We start from the raw sequence: 20,471 nt of genomic DNA, 5'->3' as shown, positions 1-20,471 counted from the left end.
TTTCTTACTTTTATTCGTATTGTATAGCTACAGCATGTGCAATACATGGGATTGTTTCACCTTGTTGAAACGACAAAGGTGATAGTAATGCACCGGTACTAACTAATAAAATTCGTTTGTATGTTCCTTTTTTCATTTCATTTAACAAATGACCATAAAGTACGGTAGCGGAACACGCTGCCCCACTTCCGCCCGAAAAAACGTCTTGATTTTTACTATAGATCAACATACCGCAATCTAAAAAGCGATCTTTTTGAATCCCAAATCCATTTTCTTGCATTAAATCATACGCAACTTGATGACCAATTCTTCCTAGGTCACCCGTAATAACGGCATCATAATAATTCGGTCCCAAACCTAAATCTTTATGATGAGCTATAATCGTATCAACAGCAGCAGGAGCCATCGCCCCACCCATGTTATAAGGATCTGTTAAACCCATATCGACAACTTTACCAATAGTCGCTGCCTTTACTTTATGTATCGGCTGTTGAATATTCATACTTTTCCCTATCAAGGCAACACCTGCACCTGTCACAGTTGACTGAGCTGTTGGTGGCTTTTGCCCTCCATAATCGGTTGGATATCTAAACTGTTTTTCAACAGCGCCTTTATGGCTTGAAGCACCCGTGATAATATGATTTCCTCCATTATAATTGACAAGAAATGAAGATAATGCGAGACCTTCCATTGAAGTGGCACAAGCTCCAAAGATTCCAATATGAGGAATGGCACTCGTTCTTGCAGCAAACGTTGTGGGCGTCATTTGATTGATTAAATCTCCAGCTATAAAAAATTGCACTTGTTCTTTTTCTATTTTTCCTTTTTGAAGAACAATTTCTATTGCATCCTCCAATAGCTTTCGATTTGCTTTCTCATGTGATTCTTTGTTAACGTAATTATCATCATAAAGAAGGTCAAAATCATTTGCTAACAAACCATCTTTTTCTAAAGAACCTCCTACTACTCCTGTTGACAAAATCGCAGGTGCATTAGCAAAATTCCATGACTGTTTGCCAACTAACATGGTTTACCCTCCAATTCCTTTAATAATAGTCTTAATAAGTGCAACTACAAATGCAGAGAAAACACCAAATAAGATAACGGATCCTGCTAATTTAAAGATATTTCCACCTACGCCAAGAACAAAACCTTCCGAACGATGTTCAATTGCAGCAGATATAACGGCATTACCAAAGCCAGTAACTGGTACTGCACTACCAGCTCCACCAATTTGCCCAATCTTCTTATACAAGCCAAAGCCAGTTAAAATCATAGAAAAAAACACCATCGTCGCAACGGTTGGATTGCCAGCTGTTTGTTCAGTAAAATTAAAAAAGTATATATAAAAATACGTAACAAATTGTCCAATCAAGCAAATGAATCCACCCACAAGAAAAGCACGAATGCAATTACCTAATACCGGCCTTTTTGTTTCGTCCTTTTGCTCTAATTCCTGATATTTTTGCTGTTTAGGAGTCAGCTGATCTTGTTTTGCCATGAATACGACCTCCTTATGCCTGTTCCTTCTGAAGCTTAATGATTTCTTTGAATTGCTTTCTTGCTTTTTTCCTTGAATAATTCTCATCCTTCAAGTCTTCATTTAATTCAACGGCCTCTAAAAAGATTTTATAATCACTTGAAACGGTAAACTTATGGTCACTATATTTTTCTTCTAACTTCTTTTTTAAATCTTTTTCAATCTTTTTCATGCCAAACCGTTTCATATGTTTTACTTTGTAAGCCACAAGTACTCTTTTTTTCCCAGTGATAATAGCAGCATCATATATATCAGGAAATTCTAGAACATACTTCTGCAAATCTTCAGCAAACTTAAATTCTTCGGGTGTTTCATATAATACCGCTGGGTGAGGATTTGTCGTTTTAAATAATGCCATCTTGGCTTCGCCTTTTTTATTCGTATCCATACAGCCTGCTATAAATAAAAAAGCCCCTAACATCACTATGAATAATAATCGAGTCCATCGAACCATTATCATTTTTTCACTCCTTACAATTACTGCTATGACTTTATAATTTACAAACTCAGAAAAATTATGAGAAAAAACGTGTTTGTATTGTTTAAAAGAAACATAATTAAAATGTTTGAATCACCATCAAAAAATAAAAAAGACATTTCATGTTCAACCGAACCACTTTTGCTGCAAATTTATATTCATAAAGTAGCAAAATCTTCTCATAAAAGTAAAAGGCTCTGTAACGAATAGCCGTTAATTTCCAACCAGAAATGAATAGTCAAAAATCCGTAAAACTCCTACGACAGATACAAGAAAAACAAGAGACCACAGTGTATTAGAGGTGAGGAGGCTTAGTAGTACCGCAAAAACAAATGGATTCAAGCCATTATCAACCATTAAATTTAACATAACCAAACAAAAAAGAAATGCATTGCTGCATTTCTTTACAGTTCTATATTTCTTAATAATATTTTTTCTTTTTACCACAGCCACATCCACCAGATTTTTTCTTGTAATTTGGTTCTTTCTTAACTGGCTGCTGATAAGGATTTTGATATGGATTCGGATAAGAATGAATAATATATTTATTCTGCATCACGGAGCATACCTCCTAATATTTATTTCTATACTCTACTATATGATTGAAAATAAAGCTTGTTTCATCCTTTTGCCTAAATGCAAGTATTTTAACCAGTTGCCTAAAAAAATCCGTAGCTTCAAGTTACAGTTATTTTTATATGAATCAGGCTAAGTATTTATTCTCGGATAAAAAACTGAACAACGGTCTCAAACAAAGAAGCAAGACCTGCTACTGCTAATACGACTATAATTGGATTGGACCAATAAGGGATAAGATAAGATATAAGTACAATGAACATCGTAATCCATACACCTGTACACCAATAACAGCTTAGTAGCTCCCCAATCCACCCTTTTAAGCCGGATTTTTTCGGTACAATATATACTTCCGTTTCTCCTTGCGCATTTTTTTCTACTACTTCTTCAAAAAAAGGCTTTCGTAAAAAAGAAGTGATTTTATCAAATACAATTAAACGTGTTAAACGAAAGCTCGCTAAAGACAACAACACTAAATCCAAGAAATTTTCAATCATTAAGATCCTCCACTTTCCTTTAATGCTCTATGACAAATACACTAAAATAGGCAAGTAACTCATTCATTTTGAAACGTCTCTTCATACTCTGTAAGTGATAGATGTTAAATAACTATTAGGAGGAATATGAATGAGTTGTGGACATGACAATTTTACAAACGACTGTGTTTCTTCAACCCTACAATCTGTAGCAGAAGCTCAGGAAAGAATTGAAGAAGATTGCAGATCTGGTTGCCGACAAGCTATCGAAGAACTAAATGGCCAAATTAGAAATAGAGGTTTTGACACAATTCCTGTGCTATTAACGTGTGGATGTAACCCATTCTCAGCAGCTGGTTGTATAAGAAGCCGTCAAGAAGATCGACTTTTCAAAGTAGTGAAAAGCTTCTTATTCCGTGTTAGTGAAGTTTCTTCAGAAACTGGTTGTGCAACATTAGAGTTACTAAAAGTAATTCCTGATCATACTAGCTTTGAGGATTTCGATGGTACTCTAGAAAGCAATCAAGCCCAATCGACTTCTCAATGCGAGTCAGAGTTCGATGAGTTTTTAGCTGATGAATTACAGCGTGCAAAGAAAATCGTTCGAACTGGCATATGTGTAACAGTTGATTTGAAAGCATTTACGTCCGTTACATGCTTACCACCAATTCATACTGTTTAATGAGCAAATAAAGGCTACTGTGTTCAGTAGCCTCTATTTTTATCATGAATCTGAAGTGCTAATATCTCTATAAATTTTCCACTTTAATTTCTTCTATATCGTCCATTTTAACAATCATCGTATCATCTCGATCTCCAACTAAGACCTTTACAAAAAAATCTTCTCCTCTCTTCCTTTGAACTTGCCCTCTTACCCTTTTGCCTTTAATGACCATAAAACAAGTTGGTTTAGGTACTGCAGCTGGCATTCTCGCCAAGTACGTAACGAGTTCTTCCTTTGACATCTCATTAAATTTTTGCTTTTTATTTGTTTTTCTTCTAGGTGGTCTTTTTTTTCCTTTTTCATCTTTCTGGTCAAGCTGGACACCTGTTGACACTTCGACTACTTCCTTCGAATCCTCCATACTTTGTTGTTCATCATATATGGAAATTTCACTAGCAAATGGAGTTGTTTTCACTTTTTCAGAGCTAACAATCACAATTTCATCGGTACTATTCTGATGCAATCCTTCATCAGACTTTTCAGTATGCTCTGTTTCCTCAATTACAGCTCGATATTGATCCTGCATATTGGATTCTGGAGGCGAAATTTCTGGCTGAACAATATACATATATGGTTGTTTTTGATCTTGATCTTTTTCTTTACTCACATCTTCCCCTCCTGACATTCAATCTACTTTGTCAAAGGATATATTCTATAACGATACATATTCTGAATTGAGATAATTATGCATGTCCATGTAAAAATTAACAGTACCGTAGTATATTAATAAAGAAACGACTCAAAAATGATATCTTATCATCTTTGAGTCGTTTCTTTATTTCTAAGCATTCGTTGATAATGTTATTTTTCCACCATTTATTTGACGAGATTTCGATTGAATCACCGTTTTGAGTTAATTCTTTAGTCATACTTGTATGATTGTTATAAGGATTTGTCCGATTATTCATCAAACCAACCGTATCCTTCATTATATAAGTATTCAGATTCACCTTCATTATGTCACCTACTATCCATGCATGTATTGTTAGCTTTTATATAGTCTACTTATCAGCAAGTTTCACTCTTTATATAGTGTAAAAACTTAAACAATAAGTACTAATAGCGAAAGCGAAAGACAGTCTTCAAAAAACTGCTAAACTCTATTCAAATAGGCCCATGCCATTTGAGCATACAGTTCTGCACCTGTAGTAAGAGCTTCTTCATCTATATTAAACATTCCATGATGATGGGCCCATTCTGTATCTTTTGTAGGATTACCACTTCCAACAAGAGCAAAGCTTCCTGGAATCTTTTCTGTATAAAAGCTGAAATCTTCCGCTACCATCGTTGGCTTTTCGTTATATACTTGATCCTCGCCAAATGCTTCCGCAACAACTCTTTGGACAAGTAATGCGCTTGTTTCATCGTTGACGACTGGTAATGTACCTCTTCTATATTCTACAATCGCTGTTGCTCCATAAATACTAGCTATATTTTCTGCATAATGGTGAAGCTGCTTTTCGATATGATCCCTCGTTTCAGCATCAAAGCATCTTACTGTTCCTTCAATTACAGCATTCTCTGCTATAATATTAAATCTAGTGCCAACATCCATTCTCCCAATAGTCAGTACAGCTGGATGATGTGGATCAATAGTTCTTGAAACAATCGATTGTACATTCATAACAAAATTAGAAGCAATAATTGCCGTATCAATACAATCCTGCGGAATAGCTCCATGGCCTCCTCGACCTTTGAAAGTTACTTTAAAAACGTCAGCTGATGCAAATGAAGCCCCTGAAACACAAGATACCTTATGTGTAGGCATTTGCGACCAAATATGTATCCCAAAAACTTGATCCACTCCTTCAACGGCACCTTGTTTAACCATCTCCTTAGCACCTTCGCCAACTTCTTCGGCAGGTTGAAAAATCAAACGGACATCTCCATCCAACTCAGTTCTTATCTCATTCAATACTTTTGCTGCAATTAAAAGCATCGATGTATGAGCATCATGTCCACACGCATGCATTTTTCCAGGCTTTTTAGATACATATTCAATATTCTGATTAAGCTGATCAACAGACAATGCATCCATATCTGCTCTTAATGCTATCGTTTTACCTAATTGCCCACCCTTTATCGTTGCAATCACTCCTGTAGGTTCAGTTCTCCGATAAGATACCCCCAAACGTTCAAGGTATTTGCATATAAATTCTGTAGTCTGTTCTTCCTCCCATGATAATTCAGGTTCACTATGCAACTTCCTACGTATTTGAACGAGCTCGTCATTATATCCTCGAATCATTTCTGTTATTTTGTCATGAATAACCAAGATAAGTCTCCTTTCCAGTAAAAAATCCTTTTTAGCTGAACATTTGCTTACATAGTAATAAACTATGCCAATAGGAACATAGGGTTGTTTCAAAAGTGATCTTTTCATCGCTTTTGAAACAATCCCTCTCCTTCTACTTCAAGAAACCTACAAATATACCCGCCAATACAACTGATACAATAGTAACCGTTATAAATCCTCCAACTAACATTGGTGGTAGCATGTGATTTGTTAGAACCTCTCGTTCTTTTTCGTCTTTCGTTAATGACTTAATAACTTCATTTGTAATGATATAATCAGCTGGAAAACCAAATAGAGCAGTTAATGATACAGCAAATGCCATATTCGGACTAACTTTTAATATTTTCCCGGCGATAAATGAAAAAATATACATTCCTACAACCGCTAAAGCTATGCAGATCACTAACGGATAAATGATTTCAATCATCATGCTTGGTGTCGCAGATTTTAAACCATCAAAAATAAATAGCATAAGTACCATCAGTACGAACCCGAACCCATTTGCTTTTTGTAACGGCTGTTTCTCTAAGAAACCTATTGTAGTTGCAATAACACCAAAAACTAAACAAAGTACAAACGGACTGATTACTACAATCGGATTTAAAAGAGTGGATACTGAATATGCAAGAAAACCTACGATGGCTACTCTCAAGAATTTAAAATAATCTGTGTTATATTGTTCTGGTAATTTTTTAAAAAGCTTTAATTCCACCGGTTCTTTTGTAGAAGCTATTTCATTATTAGCTTCCTTCATGATTAATTTTCCATTTCTTAAATCAGTTAGCAGTCTTTTCCCTTCTTTTTTCAAAGCTATCGCCGTTAGCGGATAGCCTGCAAATCCTTGCATTACATAAATGACAATCGCAAAGACCGATAAACTCATTAAGCCAGCTTCTTTTGCTCCTTCTGACATAATTAACGCAGATACGACTCCTCCTACCAAAGGTGGGATGGCAACGATAACAGTCTGTACATCAAAGATAAAGGACGCTATTCCAAATAATAAAACAATAATTCCTAAAATTCCTGATAAAGCAATTAGTATCGTTTTCCATTGTCTAATCAATTCCTGGATAGAAAGTAGAGTTCCCATGTTAACAATGAGAAGATACATAACCATAGTTGCTACAACAGGTGGTACACCTGCTATTGATACGATTTCTTTCGGAAAAAACGTCCAATAGCCTAGTAAAAATAAAACCGCACAAATAAATACAGATGGAATCCATGCCTTCGTACGAACCGCGACAATATCTCCAATAAATAAAATACCTAATACGATAACTAATGCCAATAATTGAGACAATGAATTCCCCTTCTTTCATATGAACTAGGCACAATCAGTATCTAGAAATAGTCCACATCCCTAGATTGCTGAATTTATGATAGTTAAGAGCCCCTTCATTTTGAAATCAATCAAGCTCCTAACTAAAACCTCTTATTTATGATGACTCATACTATTGTTATTTGTTATTTTCTAAATAAGCTAATGTTGCATTTCCCAGAACTTTTGCTGCAATTAACATACCACTTTCATCAATATTAAATTTCGGATGATGATGAGGGTAATTAGCCTGTAAATTCGGGTTACCAGCACCAGTAAAGAAAAAAGCTCCTCTAACATGATGAAGATAATAGGAAAAGTCCTCTCCGCCCATTTGTGGTTTGCTTTCTTCTACAGCTGTAACTCCAGGTACAGCTCCTGCAAGCTCTTTAATAAAATCCGTTTCTTCCTCATAGTTATTTACAGCTGGGTATCCCTTTTGATATTCAAATTCGCACTCTACATTGCCAGCAAGGCAAGTCCCTTTTATAATACGATCAATTTCTTCTTCAATCGATTCTCGAATGCTTTCTTTAAACGTACGAACCGTTCCCGACAGAGTAACGGTATCCGCAATAATATTCGCTGCATTTTTCGCTTCAAAAGAACCAACCGAAAGTACAGCTGAATCAAGTGGGTCAATTCTCCGTGATACAATTTGCTGTAGATTCCCTACTAGTTGTGCTCCAATGACAATACTATCCTTTGTTAAATGAGGCTGAGAGCCATGGCCACCTCTCCCTTGAATTTTCACCTTAAAGAAGTCAGCAGCCGCCATCATAGGACCAGTACGATATTCTACTGTACCTATAGGAGTATCTGCCCAAATGTGTTGACCGAAAATGACATCTACACCATCTAAGCAGCCGTCTTCAATCATTGCGATTGCACCGCCAGGAAGCACTTCTTCAGCATGCTGATGAATAAACACGACATTTCCTTCGATTTCATCTTTCATTCGATTTAATACTTTCGCAAGTACAAGAAGAGTTGCCGTATGTGTATCATGTCCACAGGCATGCATGACCCCATCCACCTTTGATTTATAAGGTACATCCGTCTCCTCTTGAATAGGTAAAGCATCAAAATCAGCTCGTAACGCTACTGTCTTACCTGGCTTTCCTCCTTCTAAAGTTGCCACAACTCCCCGGCCACCTACTTTTACACGAACTTTATGTCCTAAATTCTCATGATACTGAGCGATATATGTAGGTGTTTTTTCTTCTTGAAATGAAAGCTCAGGATACTGATGTAAATACCTACGAACCTCAACCATCTCTTCATATGCTTGATCTAACAATTCATATAGCTTTTCCAAAACCATTCATCTCCTTTAATTTTTCAAAGTATTTGAATCAGATTAGTAGATTTAAAGATTATAAATTGCCTATGTTCAAACAAACTCTATCTAACTTTTACAAATAGAAAAGAATATAACCATTTGATCAACTAGTTTATACAGAATATATTAAATTATCTGAAAATAAATAATCAATGGTTATTTGTACAATAAAAATGAAATTGTATTGTATACTTGTCTAATACGGAGGTGTTTCCATGATAAAAAATCAACATTTATACTCCTTACTACATAAAAAGTTCCATAATACAGCTTTTCAGATTTATTATTATCAAAATATTCAATCACAACATCAATTACTACTAGAACACGGAAATATGAGAAAAAAATATGATTTATTATCTTTACCATATACAAATGAAAAAATAACTATATACAAAGATGAAGCAATGACTCTATTGTGCTTTACATATTCTGATGATCATAAAATCCTATTATGTCTTTCGTCTACTAACATAGACTTTTCTATAGAAGATTTAGAAACACTCTATGTAATTTTCTCCTATTTACAAATGGAAACAAAAATGCAAGCAAAAGAAGATGAGATTTCTAGTATGATTGAAAGCATCCGCTCCGTTACATCTTCTCTAGAACTAAAAGATGTACTAAATAATATTATCTTTCAAGCATTAAGTGTCATACAGGCAGCAGATGCAGGGTATCTACTCCTCTATGATGAAATTTCTCACTGTCTTACACCTAAAGTTGCCATTGGATTTAACGACAATTTATATGAGATAAAAATGAAAATTGGCGAATCGATAACTGGAAAAGTTTTCAAAGAAAGTGAAGCTGTTATTTATTATTCACGGTCCGATATTTACAAAGGAATGAAAGATATATCTGAACAAAACTTTCATTATATTCAGAGTTCGATTGATTTTTTAAAATTGAAATCTATGATTTGCGTTCCATTATTACTTGGGGAGAAAAAAATAGGGGTAATGACTGTCCAGCAGCATAATGCAAAAGGGCAAATGTGTGAAGAGGATTTACGATTATTGCAAGGCTTTGCGGTGCATGCTGTCATTGCTATCAATAACGCTAGACTTTTTGAACAAGCCAATAATCGCTTAGAAGAGATCACTAAGCTAACGCAGCAATTAGAGAAAAAAAATGAATTGTTATCAAGGAGAGCGGTAATACATGAAATGTTAACCCAATTCTCATTGCAAAATAAAAGCTTGGAGTCTATTATTCAAGAATTAAATCGTATTATGAATAAAGAGCTTTTCTTTTATGACCATTTAGATTCACAGCTTTTCCCAAAAAAGAAATTGAACTATCCATACTTAAGTAATGATGAATGTTCTTGGATACTAAGAACCTATAAAAAACCTTTCTTCATAAATATTGTCGATAAACAAGATATTACCTATTATATTTATCCTATTCTTTCTAATCATGTTACATTGGGGTGCTTTATCTTACCTTTTTTCTCACCCATTTCAGCACACGATAAGATGACCATTGAACAAGCATGTTCTATTCTTGCTCTTGAATTAACTAAAAGAAAAACACAAGCAGAGGTTTACTATAAAAAAACACAAGAATTATTTACTGAATTATTACAATTCAATGAACCTAGAGTACTAGAAAAGCATGGCGAATCACTTGGTTTCAATAGAAAAGCTTTCTTTACCATCCTTTTATTAGAAGTATCATCTGATTCAGAAAAAGACTTCCAAGCTTCTGAGGCTTTTATCCATCGATTAATTTCAAATATCAAACAAGTTATCCCTGAACAAGGGTCAATGATATTTGGTTTTCACAATAAAGTTACCATTCTATTATCAGCAATTGATCCTATGAAAATAAGCCAATTTATGGATGAACTTCAAGCTCTAATCTTTAAACTTGCTAATCGTGAAGAAATGAATGTATATGGTGGCCTAAGTACTCAGCAGTTAGGTATTCCAGCGATTCAGCATTGTTATAAAGAAGCTCTAAAAACTTTATCTTATGCTCTAAATCAAAAAAAATCAGGGATTATGAATTACAAGAAAATAGGAATAGATCGTTTGTTTCTTTCACAAACAACTACAGAAATTGAGAATTATTCCAATGATATTTTATCACCTCTAAAATCTGAAAAAAGTCGTAATAACGACCTAGAAAAAACGCTGTACACATATGTTTCCTTAAATAAATCCGTTAACGAAACAGCAAAAAAGCTGCATATCCATAAAAATACACTGTATCATCGAATTAAATTAATTGAGGAACTATTACAGCTCAAATTGAATCATCCAGATGACTTTTTACAAATATTATTAGCCTGTCATTTGCAAGGAAAATTAGCAAAGCCTATCGTCTCATTATAATTTATCTAAGTTTCTATTTTCAGAGTTGCACCCCTCTTATTCAAAATAGTAATGTATAACAACCAAATACAGAGGCTTCCCTACTTGGGATAGCCTCTACTCTACTTTTGCATCATTCATGTTATCTAGTTTTCAATTAATATCTTATTCTTTGAATTTAATCCATCCATGATATAGCAATAGTTCCAAAACCCGCATGGACTCCTGCTACCGGGACTAAATATTGATCGAGTAGAGTAATTTCACGATATTTTTCTATTAACTCTTTCTTCCATGACTCAACTACTTCTTTATTTTTAGCATGACTAAAGCAAAATGTACGTACACCCCGTTTATATGCCTCTTCGATTTTTCCGGATAAATACGCTTTTGCTTTTTTATCACTTCTGATTTTTTCATCAACCACAACTTTGCCATCATCAAACTTTATGATAAGTTTTATATTTAGCAAACTAGCAAATTTTTGTGCACTACTCACTCGACCACTCTTCTTTAATTGCTCTAAGCTAGCAGGAAGGATATACATATTTGTTTGTTCAGGTAATGTACGTAAAGTTTCAACAATTTCTTCAAAACATTTCCCTTCCTTTTCCAATTCAACACCTTTTTGAACCATATATTTCAAGCAATAATCTCCAATCTTACTATCAATCACCTCAACATTTGGAAATTCTGTAATTACAGATGCCGTACTAGAGCTTTGATAAGTTCCTGTTAAGGCACTTGAGGCATGAATAGCAATGGCGTAGTCATAATCCTTTTTAAGTTTCGTGTACAATTCAATAAAATCTCCATAAATCGGTTGACTTGTTTTTGCTTTTGTTTGACTTTCTTTTAACTTTGTATAGAATTCTTCTGTTGTGATATCTACTCCATCACGATATGATTTTTGGCCAAATATAACATTTAAAGGCACAATATATATGTGATTTTCTTCACAATATTCTTTAGATAAAGACAAAGCACTATCTGTAATCCACGCAATTTTTTTTCTCATTATATCTCTCCTGATGTCAAAATCCCGATAATATTTAAATTTATCTGATTTATAAAGGAAGCTACCCAACCGTTTGATTGAGTAGCTTCCAACTATGGTTTATCCTAAAATATGATATCCTGAATCAACATGAAGATTTTCTCCAGTAATTCCTCGTGACATATCACTAAATAAGAATACAGCTGTATCTCCCACTTCTTCAGGTGTCGTTACTCGACGTAAAGGTGCACGTTCTTCGATTTCCTTTAAGATCGAATTAAAATCACTAATACCCTTAGCTGATAATGTACGAATCGGTCCAGCAGAAATAGAATTTACACGAATTCCTTTTTTCCCTAGGTCGCTAGCCAGATATCTTACACTTGCATCAAGTGATGCTTTCGCTACTCCCATCACATTATAGTTAGGCATTACGCGTTCTCCGCCTAAGTAAGTTAAGGTAACAATGCTACCGCCTTCTGTCATTAGCAATTGAGCTTCTTTTGCAACTGCTGTTAACGAGTAAGAACTTATATTATGAGCTAATAAAAATCCTTCACGGCTTGTTTCACAATAATCACCAGCTAAGTCTTCTTTATTAGCAAAAGCTATACAATGTGCTACCCCATGTATAACACTAGCTTCTTCTTTAATCTGTTTAAAGCATTTTGCAATATCTTCATCACTTGTTACATCACAAGGCAACACTGAGTATGATGTGTCTAAAGAACCTGCTAATTCTCTCACACTTTTTTCCAGTCTTTCACCTGCATATGTAAAAATTAAGTTTGCTCCAGCTTCATGCAATGAACGTGCAATTCCCCAAGCAATACTACGTTTATTAGCAACTCCCATAACAACAAATGTTTTTCCGTGTAAAGAAAGAGTCATCTCTCCTATGCCTCCTAATTAGAACAAGTTATTAGTACCTAGTACTAATATTTATTATAACTAAAAAATGGTTATCTGAAAAGAAGGAGTTTATGTTTTTTAATAAATTTTTCTTTAGCGTCCTTTTTTCTATATGGTACTTGTTACTATTTATTGTTCATTATGACCCCAATCCGTGCATTTTTTACATGTACATGACACATCTCCTTACTTGTAGCTATTGTTTTTTCACGCTACTTCCCAAAGGGCCTTACGGATCAGAATCTAAATGTAAAAAAGACGAATAAAGATGTAATCTCACATCTTTATTCGTCTTTATTCACAAGACAATTACTCTTTTTTATAATAAATAACTCATCAATAGTGTAGCTAAGCCAAAATAAATTAAAATACTAATAATATCACTAATTGTTGTAATAAATGGCCCGGAAGCTACAGCAGGGTCAATTTTCATTTTATGCATAAGCAAAGGTACAAGCGTACCTGCTAAGGTAGCAAATATAATCGTAGCAAATATAGAGAATCCAACCAAGATGCCTAAATATAAATCTCCATACCAAAAATAAATGACACCAGCTATAATTGCACCACATGTGGCTCCTGTAATCATCCCTGTACTTGCTTCTCTAAAGACTAGCTTCCACTTACTAACTTCTTCAAGTTCTCCAGTTGCAATTCCACGAACAGCTACGGCTAGAGCCTGTGTTCCAGAATTCCCGGCCATCCCACCAATTAAAGGAATAAATATTGCTAGCATTGCTTTTTGACTTAATGCATCCTCAAAACGTCCAATCAAACTGGCCGTCAGCATTCCTAAAAATAACAAAATAATGAGCCAAGGCAACCTTTTTCTAGCAGCGCTGAAAGGATTTCGATCTACACGATCACCATCTGGTAAACCGGCTAATTTAGAATAGTCATCTGAAGCTTCTTCATCCATAACGTCCATAATATCATCAACAGTAATAATCCCAAGTAAGTGATTTTGAAAGTCGACAACTGGAACAGCTAAGAAATCATAGTCTTTCATCATTCGTGCTACTTCTTCCTGATCATCACTAACTGATACGTGCGTCACACGATCATTCATAATTTCAGAAATCATCGTATCATCATCACTAATGATTAAATCACGTAAAGAAATAACACCGACTAGTTTTTTATCTTCATCTATAACGTACACATAATAAATAACTTCTGCTTCTGGAGCTTCCTTTTTCAGAATAAGCATTGCCGAGCGAACCGTCTGATTCGCAGATATGGCAACAAATTCTGTTGTCATAATACTACCAGCTGTATATTCTTCATAGTGTAAAAGCTCACGTATTTCCTGAGCAGCTTCATCATCCATTATCGTTAAATAGCTTACCACTTGTTCTTTATCAAGTTCATTCAGAACGTCTACAGCATCATCTGTATACATTTCTGCTAGCATATCTGCAGCATATGAAGGATTCATTTCAGATAAAATCTCTTCAACATTTTCATCATCTTCATCTAAATTCTCAAACAGCTCAGCCATTTCCTCTGGAGATAGGTAAAGATATACTTTCGATCGATATTTATCATTTAATTTTTTGAAAAACTGCGCTTGGTCATATGGATGGAGTTCCATAAATTCATCTCGAAAGTCATCAAGCCGATCATTTTTCAATGCTGTTAATAATAGTTCATCATCATATTTTGGAGCTTCTTTTTCATATTGCTCTTGCATTGCATTACCTCCTCTCGGATAGCGGCTTTACTTCCTTACATGTAAAGTCAACTCACCTTCACTATACTAGCAAAACTATATGGGCTTGTCGCTAGTTTATTGTATTCTTACACAAATTTTTTACAAATATGAACTTCTATATTAATATTCACTATATCTGAAGAATGAAACATCACAATTAGAATGATATTATAAAGTAAAGCATTCATTTGGTGTGCTACAAAAAAGAGTCAGTCAAGTTTTAGCTCCTATATATTTACCATATACAAATATCCGTAAAAAGTGAGGAATGTAAAATGAAAATCGATATCATTGGAGATATTCATGGATGCCTCCCAGAATTTGAACAATTAACAACTACCCTCGGATATAATTGGTCTTCAGGCATTCCCATACATCCAGAAGGTAGAAAACTCGCATTCGTAGGAGATTTAACGGACAGAGGGCCACAATCCATCAAAGTCATCGAGATTGTTTTCGAACTCGTTAAGAAAAAACGTGCCTTTTATTCCCCTGGTAATCACTGTAACAAGCTCTACCGCTACTTTTTAGGAAGAAACGTTAGTATCACACATGGTTTAGAAACAACTGTAGCTGAATATAAAAGTCTTTCACCTAATGAGCAAAAAGTTATATCCGATAAATTTATTGATTTATATGAAAATAGCCCTCTATATCAAGTCCTGGATGAAGGAAAAATAGTTATCGCTCATGCAGGAATCCGCGCTGATTATATTGGTCGTACTGATAAAAAAGTAAAAACATTCGTATTATACGGTGACATCACGGGTCAATTCCATCCTGACGGTCATCCTATAAGACGAAATTGGGCAAAATACTACAAAGGTTCTGCTACAATCGTATACGGACATACACCTGTAATCGATCCATTCATTTTAAATAATACCTATAACATAGACACTGGCTGTGTATTTGGTGGTAAATTAACAGCCCTACGCTATCCTGAAATGAAACTAGTTAGCGTTCCTTCCTCTATGCCTTATGTATCCGAAAAGTTTCGAGATTTAGATGAATAACAAAAGAAGCACATTCCAAATGAAATGGATGTGCTTTTTGTTATTCTTGTTTGTTTATTGCTAATTTTCAGTGCGAAAAATTCGATTATTTACTTAATCACTGCTTCATTCAATTCAAAAAAACAGCAAGAACCAGAGTCCTCGCCGTTTGTTATTCAATCAGCTTCTTCATGTCAACAGGCATTTCACAGTCAAATGTCATCAATTCATTAGTATGTGGATGAATAAAAGACAGTTGCTTACAATGTAAGGCTTGTCTATTAATCAATAACCTTGAGCCCCCATATAAGTCATCTCCTAGGAGTGGATGATGGATATACGCCATATGGACACGAATTTGATGTGTTCGACCTGTATATAATTTCAGTTGGACATGTGTGAAATCTTGATAGTTTTCTAATACTTGATATGAGGTTCTAGCATACTGACCATCCATTCTAACTTCTCTTTCGATGATGCTAGTAGACTTTCTTCCAATAGGCTCCTCAATATCATTTTCCCCTTCTAATTTGCCGTGAACAAGAGCTTCATACGTCCGGCTCACTCCAGCTGCTTTTTGTTGTTCACTTAATAAATGATGGATATAACGATGTTTAGCAATTAACATTATTCCTGAAGTATCTCGATCCAAACGGGTAACAACATGGACTGTCGAGGGAATTTCATTTACTTGATAATATCCAGCAAGTCGATTAGCGATACTTCCAGTAGGATGCTCTCTTGATGGAATTGTATTGACAAATGGCGGTTTATTTAAAACTAATACAAAATCATCTTCATATAAGATATCTAAAGGGAGATTTTCTGGTAATAAACCTTCACTTGTTGTTTCTAAAGGGAAGAAAACCTCAACATTGTCTCCACTTTTCAACAGATAACGAACATTTTCTTCTTGACCATTAACTTCAATTCTTCCACCTTTAAACTTTATATCCACCAATGCGGCTTTAGAAATATGCTGCTCTTTTAAAAATTCTCGTAATACCTTTGAATCTTGGCTCTCGTGAATCGTCCATGTTAATTTAAATGCTTTCATAAAACAATCCTTTATCCTTAAAATCTTTCTTACATTATTAATCAGCTATAAATGAATCTCTTACTCTTCTCCAGAAAGGAAAAGGACGGAAACGAGCGAAGCGAATTTTTTCATCTGCCACTCGATATTGAATCGATTTAACATCCTTTTGTAGAATTTGCAAATGATCTACAGTGATAATAAAATCTTTCTGACTCGGTGGTCTTAACATACAAGTGTGATGATCTGGGAAAATCAATGGCGAACCGACAGTTCGGTATACACGATTGTTAATAGAAGCCATCTCCGCTAATTGAATAGCTCGAATGGATGGATGTATAATCGCACCACCAAGCGCTTTATTATACGCTGTACTCCCTGAAGGAGTCGAGATACAAAGGCCATCTCCTCTAAATGTTTCGAAGTTCTGACCTTTGACCTCAACATCCATCACAAGTGTTCCTTCAACGCTTTTTACAGTCGATTCATTTAAAGCTAAATACTTTGAAGCTCTGCCTCCATGTCTGTATCGAACAATAATCTCTAATAACGGATACTCAACTACTTGAAAGGGCGTTTTTGCAATTGCAATCACTAATTTTTCTATTTCATCAGGCGTCCAATCGGCATAAAATCCTAAATGACCAGTATGTACACCAACAAATGCTGTTTGGTCTAAACGCTGTTTATATCGATGAAATGCATATAGAAGTGTTCCATCCCCACCAACAGAAATAACAATATCCGGTTTTTCCTCATCTAACACTAAGTCAAAATCCTGCAAGTACGTTTTCATTTTTTGCATGAGTGTATTTGACTTAGTATCTCCCTTTGAAGTTATGGCGAATTTCATAATATCCTCCTGCATGAATAGTTCTTCTCTTCCCTTACATTACAAAAGATTATTTTTATTCTGTCCCTCATCATTCTTTCTTGAAAAAACTCTCTGTGCCTCTTGAATTTCAAGAGCAATTTCAGACATTTCTTTATCTAGCAAATAGGCTGCTTCCGCTGCACGCTGTAAGCGTAATTTTATATCCTGTGGAAATTGACCTTTATATTTATAATTTAGCGAATGTTCAATAGTAGCCCAAAAATTCATAGCTAATGTACGAATTTGAATTTCAGCTAAAATATTTTTTTCACCATAAATGGTTTGAACAGGGTATTTAATAACAACATGATAAGAGCGATAGCCACTGCTTTTTTCGTGAGAAATATAGTCTCGTTCCTCAACTATTTCAAAATCATTTCTATTTCTTAAGAGTTCAACCACTATCTTTATATCGTCAACAAACTGACACATCATACGTAATCCCGCTATATCTTGAAGCTCTTCGTCAAGTTTGTCAATTGAAATGCCTTTGCTCTCAGCCTTATCCAATATACTAGCTACAGGTTTAACTCTCCCTGTTACAAATTCAATGGGGGAATGTACCCTTTCTCTTTCAAATTGCGATCTCATTCCTTTTAACTTTATCTTTAGCTCCTCTACAGCCTGTTTATATGGAGCTAGAAAATCTTCCCAGTTCATCTATAGCACCCGCCTCAAACTTGTTACAAAAATACTTTTTCAACTACAGAAACCATTTCTTCTCCATAATTTGCATTATCTTTAATATTGTCGATTAAATAATCTAACTCCTCCATAAAACTCGGAAGTTCAATACTTGTTTTGCTATTTTGTAATAATACTTGTAGTTGTTTTATTCTACCTTCATTAATCGTTACCCAATAATCATGAGGCAGTGATAACCATACATACTCATTTTGATACTCCATTATGTATATAAATGCCACATTGTCAGAATCTACTAACATCTGGCCAGTTGGATGAAATTCTGTAATATTTTCTGTATCGATACTTAAAATCAATCTATTATTTTCAATCTTTGTGTTCAAAAGTTTTATTACTTTACTCATATGTATAAATTCCCCTCTCAAGCTAACAATTTTATTTTACCATATCCCTTAACGTATTCCTAAGGTTGAAGTAAGATTCTATATATAGTCATTTTCGAAAGGATGTATACCATGAAACAAGAAATAGAAATAGAATTCAAAAATCTTATTACAGAAAAAGAATTTCGTACTTTATGTGAGAAGTTCTCAATAACTGAAAAAGACTTCAAATATCAAATTAATCATTATTTTGACACTGAAGATTTTTCTTTAAAAAATCATCAATCTGCCCTACGGATTAGAGAAAAAAATCATTCATTTACATTAACATTAAAGCAACCTCATAATGAAGGGTTGTTAGAAACACATGAAGAATTAACCGAAGCAGAAGCACAATCTATCATTTCTAATGATAAAAGTATAAATGGTTCCATTTCAAATATCTTGCAAAAAGATTTTGACATTTCAGCCAACCAACTTATTTCTTTCGGTTCACTTGCCACAAAGAGAGCTGAAATCAATTATAAAGGAGGAATTCTTGTTTTAGATCATAGTAGTTATTTAGGAAACGAGGATTTTGAGTTAGAGTATGAAGTGACAGATTTCTCAACAGGTAAAGAATATTTTGATAATCTATTGCAATCACTAAATATTCCACATCGCAAAACCGATAATAAAATAAAACGATTCTACAATGCAAAATTCAAATAAGAAAAGCACAATCACCATAAAATAAGAAACATCAGCTAAATTCGTATCTCTTGTTGGCAACGCCAATGTGACCTACCTCCTGTATAGAGGTCTCCGCCCATCATAAGACAAGGCTGATAAAAGGTTGCTCTCGGACCTTTTGGACAGATTGGCTTATCACCTCGAGGGGCTATGGTGTTGGAGCTAGACAGTAATCTTGGTTCAAAAACCGGAACTGGTCCTTATAAATGGATTAATCATACATTCTTTACATGGATGGAGTTGAAAACGTGAACGTACAAGATATCAAAACTCTAATAGAATTACAATTTTTACAAGGTTTATCAACTAATCAAACCAGTAATGATTCATCTTCTACATCGGGGTTATTTCAACAATTACTATTAAGCTTCCTAAACGATCAAACTAATACATCAACGATTAGTAATACACTCGGAACAATTAATAGCTTAGCAAAAAATCTTGATGGAACGACTCAATCGAATACGAATAATTTTTCACTAAATTATCCTACGATTTCACCAAAGATACCCAATATTTCACTAACTGGTTCTGCTCAAAAATATGAAAAGTTAATTGGAGAAGCAGCTGAAAAATACAATATTCCTGCTAAACTGCTTACATCCATTATTAAGCATGAATCTAATTTTGACGAAACAGCTACGAGCCATGTTGGTGCATCCGGCTTAATGCAATTAATGCCATCAACTGCAAAATGGCTCGGTGTTAAAAATATTTACGATCCAACAGAAAACGTTATGGCTGGAGCAAAATATTTACGGCAAATGCTAGATAAATACGATCAAAATACAACGCTTGCTTTAGCTGCTTACAATGCTGGTCCTGGTAATGTGGACAAGTATAACGGTATTCCACCATTTAAAGAAACACAAAATTATGTGAAGAAGGTATTGAACACTTACCAAGCATAAGATACTAGGTACTTTGAATTACCTTCGACTTGAACAGATTCATGGTTACTAACAAATACAAATGAGCTATGAATAGTCTTTGTTTTACAATTAAAAACTGAGAAATGAATTATAGCACTACTTTCCAATTGATTCTTAAGACTTACACCAATATACCTAGTCGCTACACACTAACACTAAAAATTAACAAANAAA

22 protein-coding genes are annotated in these 20,471 nt (G+C 34.6%); 5 read left to right on the top strand and 17 right to left on the bottom strand.

The features are described 5' to 3' along the window. Positions 1–10: 10 nt before the first annotated feature. From spoVAD to BN349_RS01660, 5 genes are all read right to left on the bottom strand, one after another. Positions 11–1,027 carry a stage V sporulation protein AD gene (gene spoVAD, locus BN349_RS01685; protein WP_019240537.1) on the bottom strand — a complete coding sequence of 339 codons (1,017 nt, stop codon included), beginning with the start codon at positions 1,025–1,027 and terminating at the stop codon, positions 11–13. 3 nt (positions 1,028–1,030) lie between these two features. After that, positions 1,031–1,501 carry a stage V sporulation protein AC gene (spoVAC, locus tag BN349_RS01680; protein WP_019240536.1) on the bottom strand — a complete coding sequence of 157 codons (471 nt, stop codon included), beginning with the start codon at positions 1,499–1,501 and terminating at the stop codon, positions 1,031–1,033. A 13-nt stretch (positions 1,502–1,514) separates the two neighbouring features. Beyond that, positions 1,515–2,000: a hypothetical protein gene (locus BN349_RS01675; protein ID WP_019240535.1), complete on the bottom strand. Its 486-nt coding sequence runs from the start codon at positions 1,998–2,000 to the stop codon at positions 1,515–1,517. Between the two features lie 439 nt (positions 2,001–2,439). Next, positions 2,440–2,577 carry a hypothetical protein gene (locus tag BN349_RS25700; protein ID WP_019240533.1) on the bottom strand — a complete coding sequence of 46 codons (138 nt, stop codon included), beginning with the start codon at positions 2,575–2,577 and terminating at the stop codon, positions 2,440–2,442. 157 nt (positions 2,578–2,734) lie between these two features. Further along, the gene (locus BN349_RS01660) at positions 2,735–3,091 is read right to left on the bottom strand and encodes a DUF1360 domain-containing protein (RefSeq protein WP_019240532.1); all 357 of its coding nucleotides are present in this window, start codon (positions 3,089–3,091) and stop codon (positions 2,735–2,737) included. A gap of 130 nt (positions 3,092–3,221) precedes the next feature. Here BN349_RS01660 and BN349_RS01655 point away from each other — a divergent pair, with 130 nt between their 5' ends. Beyond that, positions 3,222–3,752: a CotY/CotZ family spore coat protein gene (locus BN349_RS01655; RefSeq protein WP_019240531.1), complete on the top strand. Its 531-nt coding sequence runs from the start codon at positions 3,222–3,224 to the stop codon at positions 3,750–3,752. A 67-nt stretch (positions 3,753–3,819) separates the two neighbouring features. On the opposite strand, the gene BN349_RS01650 is transcribed toward BN349_RS01655, so the two are convergent. The 5 genes from BN349_RS01650 to BN349_RS01630 all read right to left on the bottom strand — a co-directional run bounded on the left by BN349_RS01650 (position 3,820) and on the right by BN349_RS01630 (position 8,732). Continuing rightward, a complete protein-coding gene (locus BN349_RS01650; protein WP_019240530.1) occupies positions 3,820–4,401 on the bottom strand; it encodes a CotO family spore coat protein in 582 nt (193 codons plus the stop codon). Positions 4,402–4,498: 97 nt separating this feature from the next. Next, entirely contained in the window at positions 4,499–4,750 is a 252-nt protein-coding gene (locus tag BN349_RS01645; protein WP_019240529.1) for a hypothetical protein, read from the bottom strand. 137 nt (positions 4,751–4,887) lie between these two features. Beyond that, positions 4,888–6,042, bottom strand: a complete 1,155-nt coding sequence (locus BN349_RS01640; RefSeq protein WP_034293306.1) for an amidohydrolase — start codon at positions 6,040–6,042, stop codon at positions 4,888–4,890. A gap of 160 nt (positions 6,043–6,202) precedes the next feature. Further along, positions 6,203–7,396 carry a hypothetical protein gene (locus tag BN349_RS01635; RefSeq protein ID WP_019240527.1) on the bottom strand — a complete coding sequence of 398 codons (1,194 nt, stop codon included), beginning with the start codon at positions 7,394–7,396 and terminating at the stop codon, positions 6,203–6,205. Between the two features lie 157 nt (positions 7,397–7,553). Beyond that, complete coding sequence (locus BN349_RS01630) at positions 7,554–8,732, bottom strand: M20 family metallopeptidase (protein WP_019240526.1); 1,179 nt, start codon at positions 8,730–8,732, stop codon at positions 7,554–7,556. 239 nt (positions 8,733–8,971) lie between these two features. Here BN349_RS01630 and BN349_RS01625 point away from each other — a divergent pair, with 239 nt between their 5' ends. Beyond that, the gene (locus tag BN349_RS01625; protein ID WP_019240525.1) at positions 8,972–11,098 is read left to right on the top strand and encodes a helix-turn-helix domain-containing protein; all 2,127 of its coding nucleotides are present in this window, start codon (positions 8,972–8,974) and stop codon (positions 11,096–11,098) included. A gap of 157 nt (positions 11,099–11,255) precedes the next feature. Here the strand turns inward: BN349_RS01625 and BN349_RS01620 are convergent, their stop codons facing one another. The 3 genes from BN349_RS01620 to mgtE form a co-directional block, all read right to left on the bottom strand. Beyond that, positions 11,256–12,095 carry a DegV family protein gene (locus BN349_RS01620; protein ID WP_019240524.1) on the bottom strand — a complete coding sequence of 280 codons (840 nt, stop codon included), beginning with the start codon at positions 12,093–12,095 and terminating at the stop codon, positions 11,256–11,258. A 99-nt stretch (positions 12,096–12,194) separates the two neighbouring features. Continuing rightward, on the bottom strand, positions 12,195–12,965 hold the full coding sequence (fabI, locus tag BN349_RS01615) for an enoyl-ACP reductase FabI (RefSeq protein WP_019240523.1): 771 nt from the start codon (positions 12,963–12,965) through the stop codon (positions 12,195–12,197). Between the two features lie 340 nt (positions 12,966–13,305). Further along, a complete protein-coding gene (gene mgtE, locus BN349_RS01610) occupies positions 13,306–14,679 on the bottom strand; it encodes a magnesium transporter (RefSeq protein WP_019240522.1) in 1,374 nt (457 codons plus the stop codon). Between the two features lie 296 nt (positions 14,680–14,975). On the opposite strand from mgtE, the gene prpE reads away from it, so the two are divergent. Then, the gene (gene prpE, locus BN349_RS01605) at positions 14,976–15,716 is read left to right on the top strand and encodes a bis(5'-nucleosyl)-tetraphosphatase PrpE (RefSeq protein ID WP_019240521.1); all 741 of its coding nucleotides are present in this window, start codon (positions 14,976–14,978) and stop codon (positions 15,714–15,716) included. A 151-nt stretch (positions 15,717–15,867) separates the two neighbouring features. On the opposite strand, the gene BN349_RS01600 is transcribed toward prpE, so the two are convergent. Genes BN349_RS01600 through BN349_RS01585 form a run of 4 tightly spaced genes read right to left on the bottom strand, consistent with a single transcriptional unit; the run spans position 15,868 to position 18,654 of the window. Continuing rightward, positions 15,868–16,752: an RluA family pseudouridine synthase gene (locus BN349_RS01600; protein ID WP_019240520.1), complete on the bottom strand. Its 885-nt coding sequence runs from the start codon at positions 16,750–16,752 to the stop codon at positions 15,868–15,870. A 37-nt stretch (positions 16,753–16,789) separates the two neighbouring features. Beyond that, a complete protein-coding gene (locus tag BN349_RS01595) occupies positions 16,790–17,584 on the bottom strand; it encodes an NAD kinase (protein WP_019240519.1) in 795 nt (264 codons plus the stop codon). A 39-nt stretch (positions 17,585–17,623) separates the two neighbouring features. Next, positions 17,624–18,265: a GTP pyrophosphokinase gene (locus tag BN349_RS01590; RefSeq protein WP_019240518.1), complete on the bottom strand. Its 642-nt coding sequence runs from the start codon at positions 18,263–18,265 to the stop codon at positions 17,624–17,626. 23 nt (positions 18,266–18,288) lie between these two features. Beyond that, positions 18,289–18,654, bottom strand: coding sequence for a hypothetical protein (locus BN349_RS01585; RefSeq protein WP_019240517.1), 366 nt, complete (start codon positions 18,652–18,654; stop codon positions 18,289–18,291). A 111-nt stretch (positions 18,655–18,765) separates the two neighbouring features. Between BN349_RS01585 and BN349_RS01580 the strand changes: the two genes are divergently transcribed. After that, complete coding sequence (locus tag BN349_RS01580; RefSeq protein ID WP_019240516.1) at positions 18,766–19,344, top strand: CYTH domain-containing protein; 579 nt, start codon at positions 18,766–18,768, stop codon at positions 19,342–19,344. Between the two features lie 269 nt (positions 19,345–19,613). Beyond that, positions 19,614–20,276: a lytic transglycosylase domain-containing protein gene (locus BN349_RS01570; protein ID WP_019240514.1), complete on the top strand. Its 663-nt coding sequence runs from the start codon at positions 19,614–19,616 to the stop codon at positions 20,274–20,276. The last annotated feature ends 195 nt before the right edge of the window (positions 20,277–20,471 follow it).

The organism is Bacillus sp. AP8 (genome assembly GCF_000321185.1).
GTDB lineage: Bacteria > Bacillota > Bacilli > Bacillales > DSM-1321 > Bacillus_AD > Bacillus_AD massilioanorexius.
The sequence above is the reverse complement of the archived record's forward strand: the minus strand, read 5'-3'. Positions and strand labels throughout refer to the sequence as shown.

What these genes read in the sequence shown, in the direction of transcription:
- spoVAD (WP_019240537.1), bottom strand. Translation starts at nt 1,027, where the DNA reads ATGTTAGTTGGCAAACAGTCATGGAATTTTGCTAATGCACCTGCGATT.
- mgtE (WP_019240522.1), bottom strand. Translation starts at nt 14,679, where the DNA reads ATGCAAGAGCAATATGAAAAAGAAGCTCCAAAATATGATGATGAACTA.
- BN349_RS01590 (WP_019240518.1), bottom strand. Translation starts at nt 18,265, where the DNA reads ATGAACTGGGAAGATTTTCTAGCTCCATATAAACAGGCTGTAGAGGAG.
- BN349_RS01585 (WP_019240517.1), bottom strand. Translation starts at nt 18,654, where the DNA reads ATGAGTAAAGTAATAAAACTTTTGAACACAAAGATTGAAAATAATAGA.
- BN349_RS01645 (WP_019240529.1), bottom strand. Translation starts at nt 4,750, where the DNA reads ATGAAGGTGAATCTGAATACTTATATAATGAAGGATACGGTTGGTTTG.
- prpE (WP_019240521.1), top strand. Translation starts at nt 14,976, where the DNA reads ATGAAAATCGATATCATTGGAGATATTCATGGATGCCTCCCAGAATTT.
- BN349_RS01595 (WP_019240519.1), bottom strand. Translation starts at nt 17,584, where the DNA reads ATGAAATTCGCCATAACTTCAAAGGGAGATACTAAGTCAAATACACTC.
- BN349_RS01600 (WP_019240520.1), bottom strand. Translation starts at nt 16,752, where the DNA reads ATGAAAGCATTTAAATTAACATGGACGATTCACGAGAGCCAAGATTCA.
- BN349_RS01660 (WP_019240532.1), bottom strand. Translation starts at nt 3,091, where the DNA reads ATGATTGAAAATTTCTTGGATTTAGTGTTGTTGTCTTTAGCGAGCTTT.
- spoVAC (WP_019240536.1), bottom strand. Translation starts at nt 1,501, where the DNA reads ATGGCAAAACAAGATCAGCTGACTCCTAAACAGCAAAAATATCAGGAA.
- BN349_RS01675 (WP_019240535.1), bottom strand. Translation starts at nt 2,000, where the DNA reads ATGATAATGGTTCGATGGACTCGATTATTATTCATAGTGATGTTAGGG.
- BN349_RS01625 (WP_019240525.1), top strand. Translation starts at nt 8,972, where the DNA reads ATGATAAAAAATCAACATTTATACTCCTTACTACATAAAAAGTTCCAT.
- BN349_RS01640 (WP_034293306.1), bottom strand. Translation starts at nt 6,042, where the DNA reads ATGATTCGAGGATATAATGACGAGCTCGTTCAAATACGTAGGAAGTTG.
- BN349_RS01580 (WP_019240516.1), top strand. Translation starts at nt 18,766, where the DNA reads ATGAAACAAGAAATAGAAATAGAATTCAAAAATCTTATTACAGAAAAA.
- fabI (WP_019240523.1), bottom strand. Translation starts at nt 12,965, where the DNA reads ATGACTCTTTCTTTACACGGAAAAACATTTGTTGTTATGGGAGTTGCT.
- BN349_RS01655 (WP_019240531.1), top strand. Translation starts at nt 3,222, where the DNA reads ATGAGTTGTGGACATGACAATTTTACAAACGACTGTGTTTCTTCAACC.
- BN349_RS01620 (WP_019240524.1), bottom strand. Translation starts at nt 12,095, where the DNA reads ATGAGAAAAAAAATTGCGTGGATTACAGATAGTGCTTTGTCTTTATCT.